The organism is Embleya sp. NPDC020630 (genome assembly GCF_044334985.1).
Classification (GTDB): domain Bacteria; phylum Actinomycetota; class Actinomycetes; order Streptomycetales; family Streptomycetaceae; genus Embleya.
The window spans coordinates 251,330-269,134 of the sequence record NZ_JBIRUB010000005.1 but is presented as its reverse complement, the minus strand read 5'-3'; the positions used below and the strand labels follow the sequence as shown (position 1 = coordinate 269,134).

At 71.4% G+C, this 17,805-nt stretch carries 18 protein-coding genes; 5 read left to right on the top strand and 13 right to left on the bottom strand.

Going from position 1 to position 17,805, the window contains the following annotated elements:
• Positions 1-37: 37 nt before the first annotated feature.
• A complete protein-coding gene (locus tag ACH4XV_RS20010; RefSeq protein ID WP_395791524.1) occupies positions 38-604 on the top strand; it encodes a prepilin peptidase in 567 nt (188 codons plus the stop codon).
• Between the two features lie 78 nt (positions 605-682).
• On the opposite strand, the gene ACH4XV_RS20005 is transcribed toward ACH4XV_RS20010, so the two are convergent.
• The 12 genes from ACH4XV_RS20005 to ACH4XV_RS19950 all read right to left on the bottom strand — a co-directional run bounded on the left by ACH4XV_RS20005 (position 683) and on the right by ACH4XV_RS19950 (position 15,042).
• Positions 683-5,467 carry a LysM peptidoglycan-binding domain-containing protein gene (locus tag ACH4XV_RS20005; RefSeq protein WP_395791522.1) on the bottom strand — a complete coding sequence of 1,595 codons (4,785 nt, stop codon included), beginning with the start codon at positions 5,465-5,467 and terminating at the stop codon, positions 683-685.
• Positions 5,464-5,931: a pilus assembly protein TadG-related protein gene (locus ACH4XV_RS20000; RefSeq protein ID WP_395791520.1), complete on the bottom strand. Its 468-nt coding sequence runs from the start codon at positions 5,929-5,931 to the stop codon at positions 5,464-5,466. Before ACH4XV_RS20000 ends, ACH4XV_RS20005 begins: the two co-directional genes overlap by 4 nt.
• A gap of 5 nt (positions 5,932-5,936) precedes the next feature.
• Positions 5,937-6,386, bottom strand: a complete 450-nt coding sequence (locus ACH4XV_RS19995) for a TadE family protein (protein ID WP_395791996.1) — start codon at positions 6,384-6,386, stop codon at positions 5,937-5,939.
• A gap of 5 nt (positions 6,387-6,391) precedes the next feature.
• A complete protein-coding gene (locus tag ACH4XV_RS19990) occupies positions 6,392-6,751 on the bottom strand; it encodes a TadE family protein (RefSeq protein WP_395791518.1) in 360 nt (119 codons plus the stop codon).
• Positions 6,752-6,848: 97 nt separating this feature from the next.
• A complete protein-coding gene (locus ACH4XV_RS19985; protein ID WP_379996704.1) occupies positions 6,849-7,154 on the bottom strand; it encodes a hypothetical protein in 306 nt (101 codons plus the stop codon).
• Between the two features lie 44 nt (positions 7,155-7,198).
• Positions 7,199-8,074: a type II secretion system F family protein gene (locus ACH4XV_RS19980; protein WP_395791516.1), complete on the bottom strand. Its 876-nt coding sequence runs from the start codon at positions 8,072-8,074 to the stop codon at positions 7,199-7,201.
• Positions 8,071-9,042 (bottom strand): type II secretion system F family protein, encoded by a 972-nt coding sequence (locus tag ACH4XV_RS19975; RefSeq protein WP_395791514.1) that lies wholly within the window; start codon positions 9,040-9,042, stop codon positions 8,071-8,073. The genes ACH4XV_RS19980 and ACH4XV_RS19975 overlap by 4 nt, the downstream gene beginning before the upstream one ends.
• A gap of 4 nt (positions 9,043-9,046) precedes the next feature.
• Positions 9,047-10,963: an ATPase, T2SS/T4P/T4SS family gene (locus ACH4XV_RS19970; protein ID WP_395791512.1), complete on the bottom strand. Its 1,917-nt coding sequence runs from the start codon at positions 10,961-10,963 to the stop codon at positions 9,047-9,049.
• Positions 10,953-11,933, bottom strand: a complete 981-nt coding sequence (locus ACH4XV_RS19965) for a hypothetical protein (protein ID WP_395791510.1) — start codon at positions 11,931-11,933, stop codon at positions 10,953-10,955. The genes ACH4XV_RS19970 and ACH4XV_RS19965 overlap by 11 nt, the downstream gene beginning before the upstream one ends.
• Positions 11,930-12,682: an SAF domain-containing protein gene (locus tag ACH4XV_RS19960; protein WP_395791508.1), complete on the bottom strand. Its 753-nt coding sequence runs from the start codon at positions 12,680-12,682 to the stop codon at positions 11,930-11,932. Before ACH4XV_RS19960 ends, ACH4XV_RS19965 begins: the two co-directional genes overlap by 4 nt.
• A gap of 520 nt (positions 12,683-13,202) precedes the next feature.
• A complete protein-coding gene (locus ACH4XV_RS19955; RefSeq protein ID WP_395791506.1) occupies positions 13,203-14,492 on the bottom strand; it encodes a cytochrome P450 in 1,290 nt (429 codons plus the stop codon).
• A gap of 166 nt (positions 14,493-14,658) precedes the next feature.
• A complete protein-coding gene (locus tag ACH4XV_RS19950; RefSeq protein ID WP_395791504.1) occupies positions 14,659-15,042 on the bottom strand; it encodes a hypothetical protein in 384 nt (127 codons plus the stop codon).
• A 302-nt stretch (positions 15,043-15,344) separates the two neighbouring features.
• Here ACH4XV_RS19950 and ACH4XV_RS19945 point away from each other — a divergent pair, with 302 nt between their 5' ends.
• The 4 genes from ACH4XV_RS19945 to ACH4XV_RS19930 all read left to right on the top strand — a co-directional run bounded on the left by ACH4XV_RS19945 (position 15,345) and on the right by ACH4XV_RS19930 (position 17,020).
• Complete coding sequence (locus ACH4XV_RS19945) at positions 15,345-15,854, top strand: SigE family RNA polymerase sigma factor (RefSeq protein ID WP_395791502.1); 510 nt, start codon at positions 15,345-15,347, stop codon at positions 15,852-15,854.
• An 8-nt stretch (positions 15,855-15,862) separates the two neighbouring features.
• Positions 15,863-16,333, top strand: a complete 471-nt coding sequence (locus ACH4XV_RS19940) for a hypothetical protein (RefSeq protein ID WP_395791500.1) — start codon at positions 15,863-15,865, stop codon at positions 16,331-16,333.
• A gap of 154 nt (positions 16,334-16,487) precedes the next feature.
• Complete coding sequence (locus ACH4XV_RS19935; RefSeq protein WP_126639535.1) at positions 16,488-16,778, top strand: hypothetical protein; 291 nt, start codon at positions 16,488-16,490, stop codon at positions 16,776-16,778.
• Entirely contained in the window at positions 16,775-17,020 is a 246-nt protein-coding gene (locus ACH4XV_RS19930) for a hypothetical protein (protein ID WP_078974732.1), read from the top strand. The genes ACH4XV_RS19935 and ACH4XV_RS19930 overlap by 4 nt, the downstream gene beginning before the upstream one ends.
• Here ACH4XV_RS19930 and ACH4XV_RS19925 read toward each other — a convergent pair.
• A complete protein-coding gene (locus ACH4XV_RS19925) occupies positions 16,989-17,288 on the bottom strand; it encodes a hypothetical protein (RefSeq protein WP_395791498.1) in 300 nt (99 codons plus the stop codon). The genes ACH4XV_RS19930 and ACH4XV_RS19925 overlap by 32 nt on opposite strands.
• Between the last annotated feature and the right edge of the window lie 517 nt (positions 17,289-17,805).

The window sequence follows — 17,805 nt, the reverse complement described above, 5'->3', positions numbered from 1 at the left end:
TGCCGGGCCGGTCGCCGGTCTGACAGGATCCGATGCCGTGCGGAAATCTCCGATCCACCTCGACCCGGACACCGCGGGTGTGCTGCGGCGCGACCGGGTCGCGATCGCGGCAGGGTTCTTCGGCTACGCGGCCGTGCTGGTCTGGCGGGTCGGCGCGCAGGCGGTGTTGCCCGCGCTGCTGGTCTTCGGGTTGCTCGCCACCGCGCTCGTGGTGTGCGACATCCGGCTGCTCCGGCTGCCCGACGCACTCACCCTGCCCGGATACCCGCTGCTCGCCGCGCTGTTGCTGATCCCCTTCGACGGGGACGCGTACGGGCGGGCGCTGATCGCGATGGCGGCCTGCTACCTCGTGCATCTCGCGCTCGCCCTGGCCGGTGTGGGAGTGGGCCTGGGCGACGCCAAGGCGGCAGGCCTGGTCGGGCTGGTGGTCGGCTGGTCGTCCTGGGCGGCGCTGATTCAGGCAATGGTGCTCGCGTACGTGGCCGTCGGCCTGTTCGCGGTCGTCCTGGCGGTCACCCGGCGGGCCGGACGGGGCAGTTCGGTACCGTTCGGGCCTTTCCTGCTTGGCGCGGCGCTGGCGGTCGTACTGGTACACGGTGCATGACGCACCGTCACGAGGTGTGTTCGTCCGGCGCGACGCGCCGCCGGCCGGGGGGCTTGTGCCCGCCCGGCCGGGCGGCGCTCAGTCGTCCAGCAGGTCGCGCAGCAACTCCACGGTGAGCGGCTCCGGTTCGGCGCCGAGTCCGGCCAGCAGGCCGTCCAGGCGGTCGACGTAGTAGTCCAACTCCGCGCGGTCGCCCGTTATGTGCGTGGCCCGGAACATGGTCCGGTAGAGCATCTGCGACTCCGGGCACACCACCAGGCCCACTGAGCAGGCCCGCTTGGCGGCCTGCGGGTCGTGGTTGTCCAGGTGGTACTCGGCCAGCCGGGCCGCCACGTCGACGATCTCGGCGATCATCTGCTGACGGAACGGCTCGGCCCACACGTAGCGGCGCGGGCCCACCCCGTCGAACGGCGCGTCGCGCACTATGTCCAGCGCGCGTGCGTAGTCCATCGCCACCTCGTGGCTCCCGTACAGACCGGGCGCGACCAACTCGCGGAAGCGGAACCAGTCGCAGGCGAAACCGGGCCCGAACGCGTAGCCCTCGCCGCCCGCCGCCGCGGGCAGGTGGCTCGTACCGTCCTGGCTCGTGCCCACCCAGCGGCGCAGTTGGCTGATCGCCGAATTGCGCGCGGTCGCGGTGACGCCCAGCGGCCAGACGGCGGCGTCGAGTTCGCTCAGCGGGCGCCCGGGGTGCAGGGCGATCCACGCGGCGAGTTCGGTCAGTCGGGCACGGCGGCCGTGCTCGACCTCCTCGCCGACACCGATCAGATCGACCTGACCCAGGATCCGGATCTCCGGGTACGTCGGCGCGAAGCCCTCGGCCGCCTGTCCGATCGCGGCCGGCGCCTCGGCCGGCAACGCGGCCACCGGCGGCGCCACATCCCACGCCGAGCCGACCTCGGGCGCGTCCGCCACGGCCGGTTCGGCCTCCGGCGCGACCACCAGGAACGTTCCGGAGTCCTCGGCGGTCGGGGCCTCCTGCACCTGCCCCGGGGCGCCCCAGTACTCGGCGGACGGCATCTCGACGCCACCGACCGCGCCGGTCGCCGACGAACCGGAGCCCGCCGGCCCGAACGCCGCCGGGCCCGCGACCTCCGGGCCGGGTTCGCCCGGTGCCGGAGCGATGCGCTCGCGTCCCCGGCCCTGCATCAGGTCGACCTCGTCGTCCGGGCCCAACACGTGGACCCCGGGGGCGGCGAGCACGTCCGCCCGCACGCCTCCGTGCCCGTTGGCGGCGTGCGCCGCGTAGGTCTCGTAGGTACCCTCCGGGGCGTCGGCGACGTCCCACGACGGGGTTTGCTCACCGGTGCTGGTCCGAGCGTCGATCGGCACTGCCGTTCCCTCGTCCGGGGCCTCTGCGGCCGCCACCGGTTCGGCCGACTGCCCGGCGTCCCCGGCGGATGCGTGGGGGTGGTCCTCGGGATGGTCCACCCCTTCGAGTCCTGTGTCGTCGTGCCCGTCGTCCCCGAACGAGAACTCCGCAGGCGGGGTCGCGGGACCCGGTACGGAGCCCGCCTCGGGCGCGGCGGGCGCGCCGAAGACCGGCTCACCGAGCGTCGAGTCCGCGAGGTCCGGTGTCCCGAACCCCGGCGCCTGCGCCGCATGGGCCACGAACTCGGCCGACTCGCGGACCGGTTCCTCGTGGCCCGGGGCGACGACGACCGCCTCGTCGGCGGTCGGCTCGGCATGGGCCGACCCGGCACGGACCGATCCGTCGGCGATCGGCTCCTCGAAGGATGGCGGCACCGAGGCTTCTCCGCCATATGCCGGATGCGGATACGGCGGTTCCGCATAGGGCGTTTCGGCATACGACTGTTGGGCGTATGCGGCGTCCGCGGCGACCGCGTGTCCCGGTTCCCCGGGCGGTGCCGAATCCGGGCCGGTCACGGGGGCTTCGTACTCCCGGGTCGGCTCCGAGGGCGGGCCGTCCGAACCGTTCGCCGGCTGGAACAGCTCGGGCTCGGCGGCCCGTTCGGCCTCTGCGGTCGCGTGCGCGGTGTCGCCGGATCCGGGTCCGGCGTCGTCGTGGTGGTCGTCGGGCAACCACGGCAGGGGCAACGAGCCGGTATCCTCCGGCGATCCGCCGCCGCGCTCGATCCGCTCCGGCGGGGCCAGCGGCATGCCCGAGACGGGGAATACGGCGGCCCCCCACGAGCCGGTGTCGGCTGCCGACCCGGACCCGCCGCGACCGGCCCGGCGCGTGGTCGGCGCGGGCCGCCCGGGTGCGCCGAACACACGCTCGTCGGGCTCGGGGTCGGTGGGGTCGGGCTGGTAGTACCCGGGCGAGACCTCGAACTCGGCCGCCACGTCCGCCACCGTCGGCCCGCCGACCCGGGCCGGTCGCTCCATCCCGCCGACCGCAGACCATGCGGCGGAGGACATGCTCCCGCCGCCGGAGCCGACACCCACCTCGACCGACTCCGGTTCGCGCTCCGGCCGTTGCCCGGGGATCAGCACCTCGTCGGCGGGCACGCCGTCCAAGTCCTTGGAGACCGTGAACATGCTCACCAACGCCTGGTACTGCGGGTCCTCCAGGCGCTGGACGTGCACGTCGGTGTTGATCCGACTGGGCGTCACCACGCCCGGCACGGTGGGCAGTCGGGTCACCCCGAGCCCGCTGAGCCACGGCTCCGAGTGCACCGGCGCGACGATCGCGGCGGCGGCACGCGGATAGGTGTTGGTCAGCCGCTGGATGTGCGGGACGTGCGCCTCGGTCAGCGGCTCCAGGGACAGTACGATCTCCGGCGGCCAGGTGTCGGGCAGGATTCCCTTGGTCCGGGCCTGCCGGGGCGAGGTCAGTTTGGCGTCGTCGAGCAGGCCGACCACCTCGTCCGACCAGGTCGCCAGCCGACTCAGCGCCTCGTCGAGCGAATAGGCGTAGCGCAGTTGTTGGCGCCCCTCGCGTTCCACGTCACGCAGTTCGCGACCGAAGCCGACCACCGTCACACACAGGTCGTCGCTCCACACGTTGGACAACAGCTCGACGGCGAGCGCGCGCAGCACCGCGAGGTTGTCCTCCCCGGAACCGTCGGTCAGGCCGATCACGCCGAGCGATTCGAGATCGACCAACAGCTGGCGTCCGTCGTCGGTTTCGCCGAGCACCGCGAGGGCCGGATACGGCGCCGGTACGTTGGCCGCCGCGCTGGTGTGCAGCAACTCGGCGTCGGCCGGGCAGGTCCAGTGCATGTGGTCGCCGTGTACCGCCTCGAACGGGTACAGCGGCGGGGACGGCGCGGCCAGGTGCAATTCGAGCTGCTGGTCGGTGAGTTGCACCGAGTCGATCAGGGGCAGCGTGCGGCCGGTGTCCGACATCCGGGCACACAGCGTGCGCAGCGTACGGTCGAAGAGGTCCAGCGCATCGGGCGATTCGGTCGCCCGCAGCTGCTGTTCCAGGTCGGCGGCGGCCGGTGCGGGCATCGCGATCCGGCGCCCGTCCCGGCGCACCGACTGCTGTAGTCGACGGCGTACCAGCAGCGCGCCGAGCACCGCCGCGGCGCCGACCGCGCCCAGGGCGAGGGCACCCACCGGGACCGAACTCTCGTCCCCACCCGGGCTCGGAGCCTCGGCCCGGCTGCCGGTGGGGTTGGTGTTGTCCGTCTTCTTCGGCGTCTCGGTCGACGCCGCACCGGGCGCGCCCGCACCGTCGGGGGCGTTCGGGACCACGATCGGGTCCTGCTTGGCGATGTGCGGCGGGGTCTCGACGAACGGCTTCTGTGGCTCGGCCGGCGGTTGTTGGGCAGGGGGTTGCTGCTGCTGGGGCGGCGGCTGCTGCGCCGGCGGTTGTTGTTGCGGAGGCTGCTGCTGGGGTGGCTGTTGCTGTGAGGGCTGTTGTTGCTGAGGTGCCGGGTCCGCACCGCCTCCACCCGGGATGGACAACGTCCAACCAGGCTGGATCGAGTTCGGGTCGGTCAGTGCCGCGCCACCCGACTGCGGCTGGTCCTTGTTGGCGGCGAAGATCTCGGGGTAGCGGTCGCCGTCACCCAGGAGTTCCTCGGCGATGTCCGACAACGTGTCGCCCGGCTTGACGGTGACCGTCTTCGGCAGCGCCTTTTGTCCCTCCCCCGGCAGCTCCGGCGCGTGCGCGGCCTTGACCTCGGCGGGCGGCCCGGCGTTGGCGGGCAGCGCGAGCACCCAGCCCTCCTCGACGTAGTCCGCCGAGTCGAACCGCTGCCCGTTCGCCATCGTCTTGCCGTCGTTGAGCCTGGCGATCTCGTTCCAGCGTTTGCCGTCGCCCAACCGCTCCTCGGCGATCGTCCACAACGAGTCGCCGCGCTGCACGGTGTGCGTGGGTCCGGCGGTCGGCCCGGGATCCTGTACGCGGACCGGGATTTCCTGCTCCACGGCTCGACTCGGCGCACTCGACACGTGTTCCGGCAGTTGCGGCGCGGCGTGCGCCTCGCCGGCGGCCAGCGCGGTACCGGCCGGGAGCATCAGCATGATGCCGCCGATCAGCGCGCCCGCCGCCTTCTGGCTCCAGCCCAGGCCGCGAATGCGCGGCGCGGACAACCCGCGGATCTGGGCCGGGATTTCCACGATCACCGAGACGGCGAAACACAGCCAGGCGCCCCAGAAGACGAGGGCGAGTGCCGCGAGGAAGCCGCGTCCGTCGTCGGGTTGGGTGAGGATCTTGCCGATCTCGTCGAGCGCGGGCAGCCGGTGCGGCAACACGTCGGTGGTGGCCACGACGAGCGAGGCGGGCAGTCCGACGAGTAGTGCGAGCAGCACCACGAGGCTGAGCAGGCCGCGTATCAGGTCGAACAGGAATCTTCCGGGTCCGCGACGCCTGCCCCGGTCGGCACGATTTCGTGCGTGTGCCCCGGCGCCCGGACCGGCGCCGGGACGAGGGCCTTGGGTAACGGTCACGGTGCGTCCTCCGGGTTTCGGATCCCATGGACGAGCCCGGCACGGGCATGGCCTTTGACGGTGACGGTGGAGACGCCGAAGAAGGCGGCCACCTTGGTCTTGTATTCGATGGTCACGTAGACGTCGATCTGGCGACCGTCCTTGGTGACCACGGCGTTTCCGCTCTTCACCATGGTGTGAGCGTCGAGATAGTTCTTTGCCGCCTGCTTTGCGTTTTTTTCCGGGACCACGATCGCCGTCCCCGGGATGGCCTTGGTCGGATCGATCGCCTGCCCGGCGGCCCGCGCCGCCTCCTGGGCGAACGCGTCGGCCTTGGAGTCGGCGCGCAACTTGCCGCCGCCGTCGATGACCAGGCCGACGAGCAGGATGATCACCGCCATCATGATCGCGAGCATGATGGCGAGGCTGCCACGATCGCCGGGGTCGAAATCGACGTCGGCGCCGCGAACGCGCGTGGGCGTCATGGATGTCATCCCTTCCTCCCCCGGTAGGTGTCCAGCACCGAGGTGAAGGTGCCGTGCAGGGTCTTCGAACCCGGGATGCCGGGGAATGCCACGTCGGACAACGACACCGTGCACGTGACCGAGACGGTGACGATTCCGGGCGTACCGGGAGGGGTCTGAAAGCCCGGCAGTTTGACCTCGGTGAGCGGCGTGCAGTGGATCCCGTCCTGGGCAAGCGAACTCTTCACGGCCGCCCTGGCGTTCGCGTCCGCCTTCCCCGGGTCACGGGCGATCGACGCCTCCCGGGCCCCCGCCTTCGCCGCCGCGTCCACACCGTTGCCGGCCACCGAGGTTCGGCCGAACGCGATGATCAGACACAGGAACGCGATCAACACGGGCGTGAGTATCGCTGCCTCCAGAGCGAACGACCCCTCGTCCGCTCGCAGGCTCCCCCTGTACACCCTCGCCCCCCACATGTTCATCAGCCCGGACTCGTCCACCGCTCGACGACGCCGTCCGCGTGCTGCGTGATGGTCAGACTCCCGAGGCCGGGCACAATCGACAACGACGTACCCCGAACGGTCACCCGGATCCGCCCCTCGCCGGTTCGTTCCGGAATCACCTTCGGATCCTTGAGCATTCCCCCGCCGAGGTCCTTGACCACATTCCGGCCGCGCTGTTCCGCCTTCCCGCGGTCCCCCTCCGTCGCACGCCCCACCTCGACGCCCTCTTGGGCCGCCTGCAGCGCCACCTCACGGGCGTACCACCACAGGCAGACCTGGATCACCGACAACAGCACGAGGATGAACACGGGGAAGATGATCGCCATCGAAATGGACATGCTGCCGCGATCCGACCCGCCTGCCTGGCTCAGGCGGCGTCGGATCGCGGTGATGGGTCGGCTTCGTCGCACGTCGGTCACGGAGGGACGGGCCGTGCTACTGGTCGTTCTGCGGAGCCGGCGGCACGTACTTGTCGTCGGATTTCTTCAGGCCGTCCTGGTACTTCTTGTACATCGTGTAGATCACCGCCGCGATGCTGACCGCGGCCACCATCAACACCGCGACGATGATCGCCGTCTCGATGCTCACCGCACCGTGGTCACGCTCCTTGCGCAGTCGCCGATAGCGGTCCACCAGACCGCCGGTGACGACCAACACGAAGGCGACCGGAGCCGGGGCGACTCTGTGCACGGCGGTCTCGACACGATCGAGCACCGCTGGGGACGAGGAACCGGTTGACATTGCCTGTACTCCTTCCGGAGAACGGCTCGGAATCCGAAGGTCGTTCATACCGAGAACATCCGGGAAATTGCCGGGAATCCGAGCAGGATTCCCATGATCACCACGAGCATCGTCCCCGGAACGGTGAGCCGTTCCGAGTCCGCGTTCGCCTTTTCGTGTTCGTTCGCGAGCAGTTCCACGCGCAGCGACTGGGACCGTGCGCGCAACGTGCCGTACACGGCGGCGCCTTCGGTCCCGGCCATCTCGATGATGTCGGCCACGTCGGCAAGTTCGGGCAGGTCCAGGTCCTTGGCCAGGTCGCGCAGTCCGTCCCAGGGGTCGGCGCTGCCCACTCGGGCCCGGGCCAACGCGTCCTGGATCCGGGCGAATGCCCAGCCGTCCCCCACGGCCGCGGCCCGTTCCAGCGCCTCCGCCGGGCCCGCGTCGCCCGCCCGGCCCAACGCCACCAGGTCAAGGTAGGCGGCGGCCGCGTGTTGGAACTCGATCCGGGCGGACTTGGCCTGGTCGCGCAGCGCGTAGTCGGGGATGAACCACATCCCCGCCGCCACCGCCAGGGACAGGAACAGCGGTACGTAGAACGCGATCCCGATCCCGGCCGCGGTCAGCACCGCCGAGAGCATCGCGGGCAACAGCAGGCCGAGCAGGGCCAACAACGCCTTGGTGCGCACGAATTGCGCGACGGTCTCGCCGACCAGGTCGAGTTCGCGGTGCGGCACCCTGAAGCCCGGGAGGTGCCGGACCATGGCGACCAGTCGGTCGTCGTACTTGCTGCCCGTCTGCTCCGTGCGCCGCTTCGGCATCCCGGACAGGCGGTGCAGCGCGTTGCCCAGGTCCGGTGGCGCCGGCCACAACTCGCGGACCAGCACGGCCACTCCGGCGCCGAGCACACATCCGCTGACGATCACCATGGGTGGGATCACGACCACTCACCCCGCAATACGGGCGCGGTGTGCACACCCTGCTCCTGCTGCACGTCCACCGCCCTGGCCGCCTTGACCACGCTGCGCGGATCCGCCACCAGGAAGCGGGGCTTGACCCGGTCGGCGGCCAGCGAACGCATCCAGACCAGGGTGCCGACGTAGGCGATCGCCATCAGCAGCAGGACCATCTGCCCGGGCGCCGTACCGTACGGCGCGGCGTAGTCGCGGTTGATCACCACGACCAGGGAGGTGACCCCCAGGGTGATGTAGGTGATCCAGCGCACGGCCATCCGGGCGCCGGCCCGGTCCGCCTCGATCGCCCGGCGCTGGCGCACCTCTTCGCGCACGGTCGTGGCGAGGTCCTTGAGCGCCATCGCCAGGCCGGGACCGCGATCCGAGGAACGCAGGATCAGCGCCGCCGCGATCTTGTCCGCCGTGGCGTCGCCCAGATCGGCGGCGAACGCCCGCAGCGCCTCCTCGGGCCGCCACCGGGACTGCAATCGGCTGACCAGGTCGCCGACTTCCTCGACGATCGGCTCCGGGCAGGTGGCCCGCGAGGTGAGGATCGCGTTCTCCAGTCCGGCGCCCAACTCGATCAGGTCGGCGATCCGTCGGGTCCACTCGGCGAGCGCGTCCAGGCGTTTGATCACGCTGTGGTCGCTCTTGGTGGGCCTGAGCAGCCAGGGCAGTCCGGCGAACGCGGCGATCACCAGGAGCCCGGCGCCGAGGAATCCGGTGAACAGCCAGACCAGCGCGGCCACCACGACACCGACGGACAGGCGGATCCGTCGTGCGGTGCGCTGACGGGCCGTCACCGGTCCGGACCGCATCCGGCGGATCGCCGACTCCATGCGACCGGGCGGCTTGGGGGTCGGGTCGTCGTAGGTGCCGACGAGCCCGACGATCAGCCCGACCACACCGCCGACCAGCAGGCATCCGCACACCGCGACCAACAACGCGTCACCCATACGATCACCCGGCCTGGTGCAGCTTGAGCCGCAACGGGCGCCAGCCGTGCGGTTCGTCCAGCAGATGCGGACTGAACCCGGCCCGGATCAGATCCGGCATGTCAGAGGGGTACATCCGGGCGGTGGCGCGCGGATCGTCGGCGGTCGGCGCGAAGATCGTGTTCACGGCCGGGCGGCGGTGTTCGCCCATTCCGGTCACCTCCAGGACGTGCGAGACGAAACGATGCCGTTTGCCGCCGATGGCCGTCTCGTCGATCATCCGCACGAAGACGACGTAGTCGACGGCGTTGGAGGCCAGCCGGTAGGCCAATTCGGGACTCATGTGCGCGCCGTACTCCAGGCAGAGTTCGGCGATCCGGTCGAAGATCATGTCCGGCTCGCGCACGTGCAGCGTGCACATCGAGCCGCCCTCGCCGTTGGTCATCACGCGCAACATCGGCACGATCTCGCTGGAGCGCACCTCGCCGACGATCATCCGCGACAACGACATGCGCAGCGCGGAGGGGATCAGTTCGCCGATGGTCAACTCGCCCGCCGATTTGCCGTCGATGCCGCGTTCGCCGTTGCCCTCGCGGGCCTCGATCGCCACCACCTGGCGCAGGTGGCCCAACTCGTGGAGGAAGAGTTCCAGTTCGGTTTCGAAGGTGCCGATCCGCTCGTCCCGGGGGATCTCGTGGGACAGCGCGCGCAGCAGCGAGGTCTTGCCGACGCCCTGGGTGCCGCAGATGATCAGGTTCTTCTTCGCCCGGACCAGCGAGCCGAGGAAGGCGGCCAGCGTGCGGTCCAGGGTACCCAGTCCGATCAGCTCGGCGAGGCGCACGTCACGCACCCGGTGCCGGCGGATCGTCACGTAGGTGTGCGGGGTGACCTCGGTGATCGCCTGGAGCCGGGAGCCGTCCGGCAGCCGCAGGGCCAGGGTGGGCTGCGCGGTGGACAGGGTGCGCTCGCCGCTGCCGTGCCGGCGGGCCAGATCGCGCAACAACTCGCGGAGTTCGTCGTCGGAGGCGGTCAGCGGGGGCACCTGGACGCGGGGGCGGTCCGCGTAGTCGACCCAGACCGTGTCGTAGCCGTTGACGAGGATGTTCTCCACGGCCGGGTCGGTCAGGTACGGCTCCAACGGGCCGGCGCGGAAGAGCCAGTCCCACACCGCGCGCGCCATCGCCCGGTCCTCGGCGGGCGTGGTGGAAATGCCGCGCTCGCGGGCGGTGACGTCCGCCCACTCGGCGACCACCTGGGCGACGATCGCACGGCCGCGCTGCTCCCGGTCGCCGGTGGTCATGCCGGGCGCCGACTTGTCGAACTCGTGCAGTTGTTCGGCCGCCCGGTCCTTCAGTATCCGCACCACGGCCGGATCCACGACCGGTTCCCCGGACGGGTTGCGGGGCGGCGTCGGGGCGGTGGTGAGCGGGGCGTGTGGGGCGTGCGGGCCGGTGCCGGTGGGGGCGGGCGCGGCGGACGGGCGGCGGCTGACCGTGCCAACGCCGTTGGCGCTCACGCTCGCGGTCGGCGGCACGGTGAACATGCCGTCGCGCGAACCGGGCGGGCGGGCGCCGCCGTTGACGTGCCCGTTCACCCCGGGCACGACGTGCGGTGGGGCCGGCACGGCGGTCGGCGCGGACATCGCGGGCGGCGGAAGGGGCGTGCCGTTGGCGGGAGTCGGCGGCGGGACGTGGCCCACGGCAGGCGTCAGCGAGCCCGCGCCGGCCGACCAGGTGTGCTCCGGGCCGGTCCCGGGATCGGCACCGGCCCGCTGGAAGCCCTCCGGCCAGGTGCGCAGCGGGGGCGGCGCGTAGAACACGTCCTCCGTCTCGGGGCGCCCCGGGACGACGTGTATCTGCGGGTGCCCGCCGGTCTCGGCGGGGGGCTCGGGTTCCGGTTTGTTGTGCGGATCCGGGTGCAGGGGTCGGGCGTTATCGAACATGGCCGGCCTCCTCGCCGGCCGGGCGGTGCGCCGGTTCGGCCTCGGCGGGTGACTCGGGGTGGGGCTCGGGGCGGGGCTCGGCGTCGGAGCGGCGGATGTACGCCGCCGCCTGGGCCCAGCCGTCGCTCGGCGCCGGCGCCTCCGGGCCCGCGGACAACTGCCCGCCGGCCGTGGGGCGCGGGGCCAGGCGCATGCGTCGCTGTGCGGCCAGGTTGATCGCCGCGTCCGCGGTGGTCCGCGCGGCCCGCATGTACCTCGAACGCAGGAACCGTTTTCCGGTGTCGCCCTCGCCGTCGGACAACACCCGCGCGCGTTCCGGGTCGAACGGCACCAGGCCGAGCACGGGCGCCTCGAGGTGTTTGCCGATCTCCTGCCGGGAGTAGCGTCCCTGTTCGATCACCACGAGGGCGATCGAGTCGGATCCGGTCCCGTGCGTGTCGAGGTCGTTGCGCAGCGCGGTCAGTCGGGGCTGGGCCTGGGCGAGCGAGGGCAATGTGCCCCGGATGACGGGGAGTACCAGGTCGGCGCGGCGCGCGACGATCGCCGACGCGCCCGTGGTGCCGCGCCGGCCGAGGTCGACGATCACGTCGTGCGGAATCTGCTGATTGCCCAGCCCGGCGGCCAGTTGCGAGATCGGATCCCACGTGTAGGCCAGTCCCGACGCCTGGGTGGGGTCGACCAGGCCCGGCAGCAGCAGGCGTTCGCGGCGGCCGTCGGACAGGTCGACGAGTTGCCGGAAGAAGGCGTCGACGAGATTTCCCTGACGGTGTGCCACGCCCAGTTGGTGCAGGCCGTATTCGGCCGAAACCCGACCCTGGAGCGCGCCCGCGAGGATCGAACCCCCGTCCGGATCGGCTTCGATCAGGATCACCCGGCGGCCGGCGGGCAGCGGCCAGGTGAGCAGGAGTGCGAGCGCGGTCGAGGTGGCACCGGGCGCGCCCGTGCCGCCGGTGACCGCGACGACGGTCATGGGGTGCCTCCGGCCTTGCCCGGCGCGGGGTTGGGCGCCGCGTCCGCGTTCCCGGTGTTGAGCACCACGATGGAGAACCGACCGTCGACCACTTGCAGGGCGAGCGTGGGGCCGTCCTTGGCGGGCACGGCCACGTCCAGGACGGCCTTGCCGGAACCGGAGTTCGGGTCGGCGGCACTGGCTCGGATCACGGTGGCCGCGATGGTGACGGGCTGCGCAGGCACGGCGTTGGCCCCGGCGGGCGCGGCCACCGAGGTCACGACCAGGATCCGGGTGCCCGGGGTGACCCGCTGGACCGGCATCCTGGTGGCGTCCACGGCGATCGGGACCAGCGTCTCGCCCGGTTGGATGGCGATCTTCTCGGTGACCTGATCCGAGGTCAGCAGCGAGCCCGCGCGCAGCTCGACGGCGGCGCGTTTGCCCACGATGACGTCCTTGGAGCCGGATCCGATCGGGCGCAGACCGGGCGCGTCGTTGATCTCCACGACCCGCAGGTCCTCGGCGGCGATCGTCTGGCCGTAGGGCACCGTGCGGGCCACGGCGAGCACCGGCACCCGTTTGTCGCCCATTTGATAGAACGCCGCCGAGCCCAGTCCGCCCGCCGCGATCAGCGCGACCGAGAGCGCGATGAGCGCGGGCCGGCGGCGTCTGGCGCCGAGGCTGCGCGTGGGCGTGACCGGCATCGCGCCGGCGGTCGCGCCCGGTGTCGCGACGCCGCTGCCCGATGGCCGTTCCGTAGCTGCCTTCACCACCGGCTCCGCCCCCTTGCTCTGCCGGGTCCACCCAGGTTCCGCGCGGACCGTGATCCACTTCGGAGCTACCGCTCGTATCTTCCACCACACACACTGTCAGGTGAATGGTGAACGGCTCGAAAACCGCCGCCGAAGTTGATCATTCGATGCATTCCGTGACCTCGACGCACCCCGTCAACCAGCACGATCGCGGACGCCATGTGACGAACCCGACCCCACCCAAGATCACGGGCAAGCATCTCGTTCCGGACACCGAACGGGCCCCACGATGGTCCCGAAACGAGCCCCGCCGCAAGCACTTTCGGGCAATTGTTGGCCGGCCGGGTTCGGACCGCACCGCGCGCGCTCGAACGTGATATCGCGCGGCCGAGCCGACGCCGGGCACGGTACTCGATCCGATGTACGAGAAACTCCCGGGCGCCATGGTCCAATCCGGCAATACGGCGAATGTGTCGTCATGTCGATGCGGTGACGATCGGGTGTCGCTACGGCGAAGCCCACACCCATCGGCGGGGGTTCAGACCCGTCGGCGGATGGCCCGTACCGGCAGGTGTCCGGGGCGCGGGAGCGCGCTCGTCCGCGGCCGGGACGGCTTGCCGGGTACCGGCTCCAGGTGCCATCGCGCGCACACCACCGCCACGGTGGTCACGATCTGGGCCAGGAACAGGTGTTCGCCGACGCACCGGTGCACGCCCGCGCCGAAGGGCATGTACACGCCGCGCGTACGCCCCCGGAAGCCGGGCTCCGCCCAGCGGTCCGGATCGAAGCGCTCCGGATCGGGGAACAGCTCCGGGTCCCGATGCAGCGCGTGATGGCTGTACAACACGTCGCCGCCGCTCGGGATGTGATGCCCCATCACCTCGACGTCGCGATTGGCCCGACGCACCACCAGCCAGGGCGCGTACAGCCGAAGCGTCTCGTCGACAACACTCCTTGTATATACGAGGTCGCCCAGGTTGTCCGCGGTCGGCGGCCCGCCGGCCAGTACCTCGTCCAGCTCGGCGTGCAGCCGCTTGCGGACGTCCTCGTTGCGGCCGATCTCGTGAAAGGCCCACGAGAGGGTGGCGTTGGTGTTGTCGTTGCCGGCGATCAGCATCGACACCACCTCGTCCCGCACCGCCTCCGGCGACATGCCCATCCCGACGAACTCGCCGAGCAGCCCCTCCCCCGAGCCCGCGTCCACCGCCGCGGCGATCGTGTCGCGCAACCGGGCGCCGGTCTCGGCGAAGCGCCGGTTGCCGGGAGTGGGCAACCGCCGCGCCCACTCGGGCAGCACCGTGCGGGTGAACACCTCCTGGATGAACACCGGCAACGAGCGCCGCACTTCGGCGACGGCGGCGTCCGCGGCCGGGTCCTCGCCGAAGATCAGCCGACCGAGTGTGGCCAGGCCGAGTTCGCTCATCTCCCGATCGAGCGCGAGCGTGGATCCGGGCAACCACTGCGCGCTCGCGTCCTCGGCTCGACGCCGGATCACCTCCACGTACCCGCCGATCCGGGACCGCTGGAACGCGGGCTGCACGGTACGCCGCCGGGCCCGATGCAGAGGCCCGTCGGAGGCGGCCAGCCCGTCGCCGATGTGCAGCCGGGCCTGCTTGAAGAAGCCGTCCCGCTCGACGGTGTCCGCGTGTTCGACCAGCACGCAGCGCACGAGCGCGGGATCGTTGAGGACGTACAACTCCTTCGGCCCGACCCGGATCCGCACGATCGGCCCGTGCGCCCGCAACGAGGACACGAAGTCCCACCGCCCGCGCAACAACGCCGGGGTATGACCGAGCAACGGCACTGCGCCCGGGGCGATCGGAACCACGCGGCAACTCCTCGACGGGGATGGGGACGAGACGACGCGGTCCCCGAAGCGGCCGGGGCCCGCGGCCGGCATCCGCGCCGTGCGCCGGTTCGGGAGTGGTCCCGGGCCGGTGCGCCGACGTGTTTTGCGGCGGGCTAGAGCGTATTCGCCGCTTGGCGCCCCTGCTTCACCGCCTCGCGTCCGGCTCGCACCCCGTACGCGGGAGCACTGCCGTTTCGGGCCCCCGTCTGTGCGCCGCCGGTTTCGGGTCCACGCGCGCGTTCCACTCCAGGTCCGACTTCCTGGCCACGTACGGCTTCCCCGGCGTGACCACCGTGGGCCGGCCCGTGACCGCGCGCGGCCCGGGCGTCGTGTGCGTCGTGTTCGGGTCCGGGGTCGGGTCGACCACCGAGGTCACCGAGGCGGGTACCGACTTCGGCTCCCCGGCGCCCGAGGCGGACGCGATGCCCACCCAGGACCCCACCGCGATCCCGACGGTGGCCAACACGGCGGCGACCGGCCCCACCAGACTCATCGCCTGCCCGGGCGGCCGGCTTTGACGATTCGTCATGTGCGTACCCCTTCACTGGACCGTGGGATATTCGGACCCTCCACAAGAGGAATACGTCCGCCGACCGAGCCGCGTTGCACCGCCGGCCCACGCCGCCCACGTGCGGAACATCTCCGAACCGCCGTGCAACCCGGGGCAGCCGGCGCGCGTATCCCCTGTGACAGGCCCCTCGACATGCAGACAACCGCACGCCTCGGCAACGACCGGGCGCTCTCGAGCCATGCCCGCGGGGGACCCGGTGAGGAGGAGATCACGGTGCGCGATTCCCGCGACCACCCCCTGGCAACTGCGCTGCCGACCGCGTGAGGGAGGCAGCCCGTGAACGGGAGTTCCGCGAGTACGCCGAGGCCCGCCAGGCCCAGCTGCGTCGATCCGCGTACCTGCTGTGCGGCGACTGGTACGAGGCGCAGGACCTCACCCAGACCACACTGATGAAGATGTACACGGCGTGGGGCAGGCTGAACCGCGACGGCAATGTGGACGCGTACGCCCGCGTGGTGCTGACCCGCACGTACATCGACCAGCACCGCAAGGGCCGTTGGCGCGAGGAGCCGGTCGACGAACTCCCGCAGCGGCCGAGCGAGGAGTCCCCGTCGCCGGACCTGCGGATGACCCTCCAGGCGGCGCTGCTCCGGCTGCCGCCTCGCTATCGGGCCGTGCTCGTGCTGCGCTTCTGGGAGGACTGGAGCATCGAACAGACGGCGGAGGCCCTGCGGATCAGTACCGGCACGGTCAAGAGCCAGAGCGCGCGCGGCCTGAACCGGCTGCGCGAACTCGTCGGCGAACAGATGTGGGAGCTGTCCGAACGGTGAGGCCGACCATGAACGATCGCGACCTGTTCGCGCTGATGCTCGATCAGCCCGAGCCCGACTTCCCGAGCGTGGTGGACGCGGCCGTGGCGGGTGGCAAGCGGATCCGCCGGCGCCGCCGCGTGGCGGCCCTCGGCGCCGGGGTGGGTGTACTGGTGATCGCTGGCGCGGGGCTGTTCCTGGCGCCCTCGCGGCAGGCAACCGTGCGGCCGGCGACGGATGTTCGGCCCGCGGCGACGACGGGGGCCACGGAGACGATCCGGCCGAACCCCGCCGTGGACGCGCCGGCCTCCGCCGAACCCGCGTCCGCGACACCGGAGTCCGGCGCTGACCGGCCGACGGCCCGGGCAAAGACGCGACAGGAGCAGGCCCCTCCGGAGACGCAGCCGAGGAGCGGCGGTCGCACGACTGCGCCGGCCACCATGCCCGAAGACGAGCGCAAGGCCAAGTGCTTGGCGGTCAAGGCGACCAAATGCTGGTGAATGGCCGGAAATTGAGGGTTTGTCACCTATCGCTGCGGATCACCGTCCACCGTATGCGGATTGTCATCCGCTGATCACGTCGTAGCCCCCCGCACCCGCGCTCGGCCCCTAATCTGATCCCGGATCATTCGTCCGGAGTGAGGAGAGGGCCGGCGTGAACAGCACTGACCCGTGGACCGTGGATCGCATCGCGCATGCGCTCCCGCACCCCGAAGCCCGCCACGAATTCCTGCGCCTGGTGAATCTGACGCCGATCGGCGATCTGCCGGGCCTGCTGGCCCGCTACGTACAGGCGGCGGAGGAACTCATCGCCGGCCTGCCGCACGCACGCGCCCTCGCGGCGCAGGTTCGGGCCACGGGCCTGGACCCGGACCTCGACGAGGTGGACGAGGAAATCGTCCGCAAGTGGATCTCCCGCGGTCGAGCGCAAAGCAGTGCCGCGTGACGTGGCGCCCGAGGATCGGCATCGAGCACCAAGAGGTCATCGACCGCTTCCCCGAAACCACGCTCAACCACTGGGGAATGCTGCTGTACAAACTGGTCTGCGACCCGTACACGGCCACCGTCCGCTACGGCGAGGACGACCGAATCGTCCGCACCGCAGCGGCGGGGCCCCTGATCGTGGTGGTACTGCTCAACGAGGGGACGACAACCGTCACCGTGCTGCAGGTCGTGCACCTGGGTTGACCTTGTGGTGCTTCCCGGCACCCGGTACGCAGTAGTGATCGGCCACTTCACCCATCACACCGTCGTGTCGCTGCCGGTGAACCTTCGGCTCACCGGTGCGACCGACGTGGTTGCCGCGCTTGGCCTGCTTGACCTCGGGGTCGAGGACGCGACACACCTTGCGCACCTGCGGATGCTGACCGGGAATCGCATACGCGGAGGCCACGCCCGCGAAGGCGAGACCGAAACATGCCACGACCATGATCGCTGTCTTACGGATCCTGCTCATTCGGCAGAAGATAGCGGAGCCGGCCCCGGCACACTAACCACGTTCCGAAACCATTTCCCGAACCCGAGCCCCAAAGCCCCCACCCCCACACCTCCACCCGGCCCCTCACCCCCACCCAGCCTGATTCCCCAGCCCACCAAGCCCCCAGTTTCGCGCCGCCCAACGGCCCCCAGCCGAAAGCCCCGGGCCACATCGGGGCCACGGCACCCAGCCGAAAGCCCCAGACCACCAAGCCCACAAAATCGGGGCGCCCAACGGCACCCCAACCGGAAACCCCAGACCACCAAGCCCCCAGATTCGGGCCGGCCAACGGCCCCCGGCCGGAAACCCCGGGCCACATCGGGGCCACGGCACCTAGGCGGAAGCCGCAGACCACCAGTTCCCAGATTCGGGCCGGCCAACGGCGCTTCAGGCGGGCGAGCGGGCGAGCGGGCGAGCGGGCGAGCGGGCGAGCGGGCGAGCGGGCGAGCGGGCGAGCGGGCGAGCGGGCGAGCGGGCGAGCGGGCGAGCGGGCGAG

Excerpts from the sequence above, each read along its gene's own strand:
- ACH4XV_RS19925 (WP_395791498.1), bottom strand. The coding sequence starts at position 17,288 with ATGAGCAGGATCCGTAAGACAGCGATCATGGTCGTGGCATGTTTCGGT.
- ACH4XV_RS19975 (WP_395791514.1), bottom strand. The coding sequence starts at position 9,042 with ATGGGTGACGCGTTGTTGGTCGCGGTGTGCGGATGCCTGCTGGTCGGC.
- ACH4XV_RS19970 (WP_395791512.1), bottom strand. The coding sequence starts at position 10,963 with ATGTTCGATAACGCCCGACCCCTGCACCCGGATCCGCACAACAAACCG.
- ACH4XV_RS19985 (WP_379996704.1), bottom strand. The coding sequence starts at position 7,154 with ATGTCAACCGGTTCCTCGTCCCCAGCGGTGCTCGATCGTGTCGAGACC.
- ACH4XV_RS19995 (WP_395791996.1), bottom strand. The coding sequence starts at position 6,386 with ATGTGGGGGGCGAGGGTGTACAGGGGGAGCCTGCGAGCGGACGAGGGG.
- ACH4XV_RS19940 (WP_395791500.1), top strand. The coding sequence starts at position 15,863 with ATGAACGATCGCGACCTGTTCGCGCTGATGCTCGATCAGCCCGAGCCC.
- ACH4XV_RS19990 (WP_395791518.1), bottom strand. The coding sequence starts at position 6,751 with ATGTCCATTTCGATGGCGATCATCTTCCCCGTGTTCATCCTCGTGCTG.
- ACH4XV_RS19965 (WP_395791510.1), bottom strand. The coding sequence starts at position 11,933 with ATGACCGTCGTCGCGGTCACCGGCGGCACGGGCGCGCCCGGTGCCACC.
- ACH4XV_RS19950 (WP_395791504.1), bottom strand. The coding sequence starts at position 15,042 with ATGACGAATCGTCAAAGCCGGCCGCCCGGGCAGGCGATGAGTCTGGTG.
- ACH4XV_RS20000 (WP_395791520.1), bottom strand. The coding sequence starts at position 5,931 with ATGACGCCCACGCGCGTTCGCGGCGCCGACGTCGATTTCGACCCCGGC.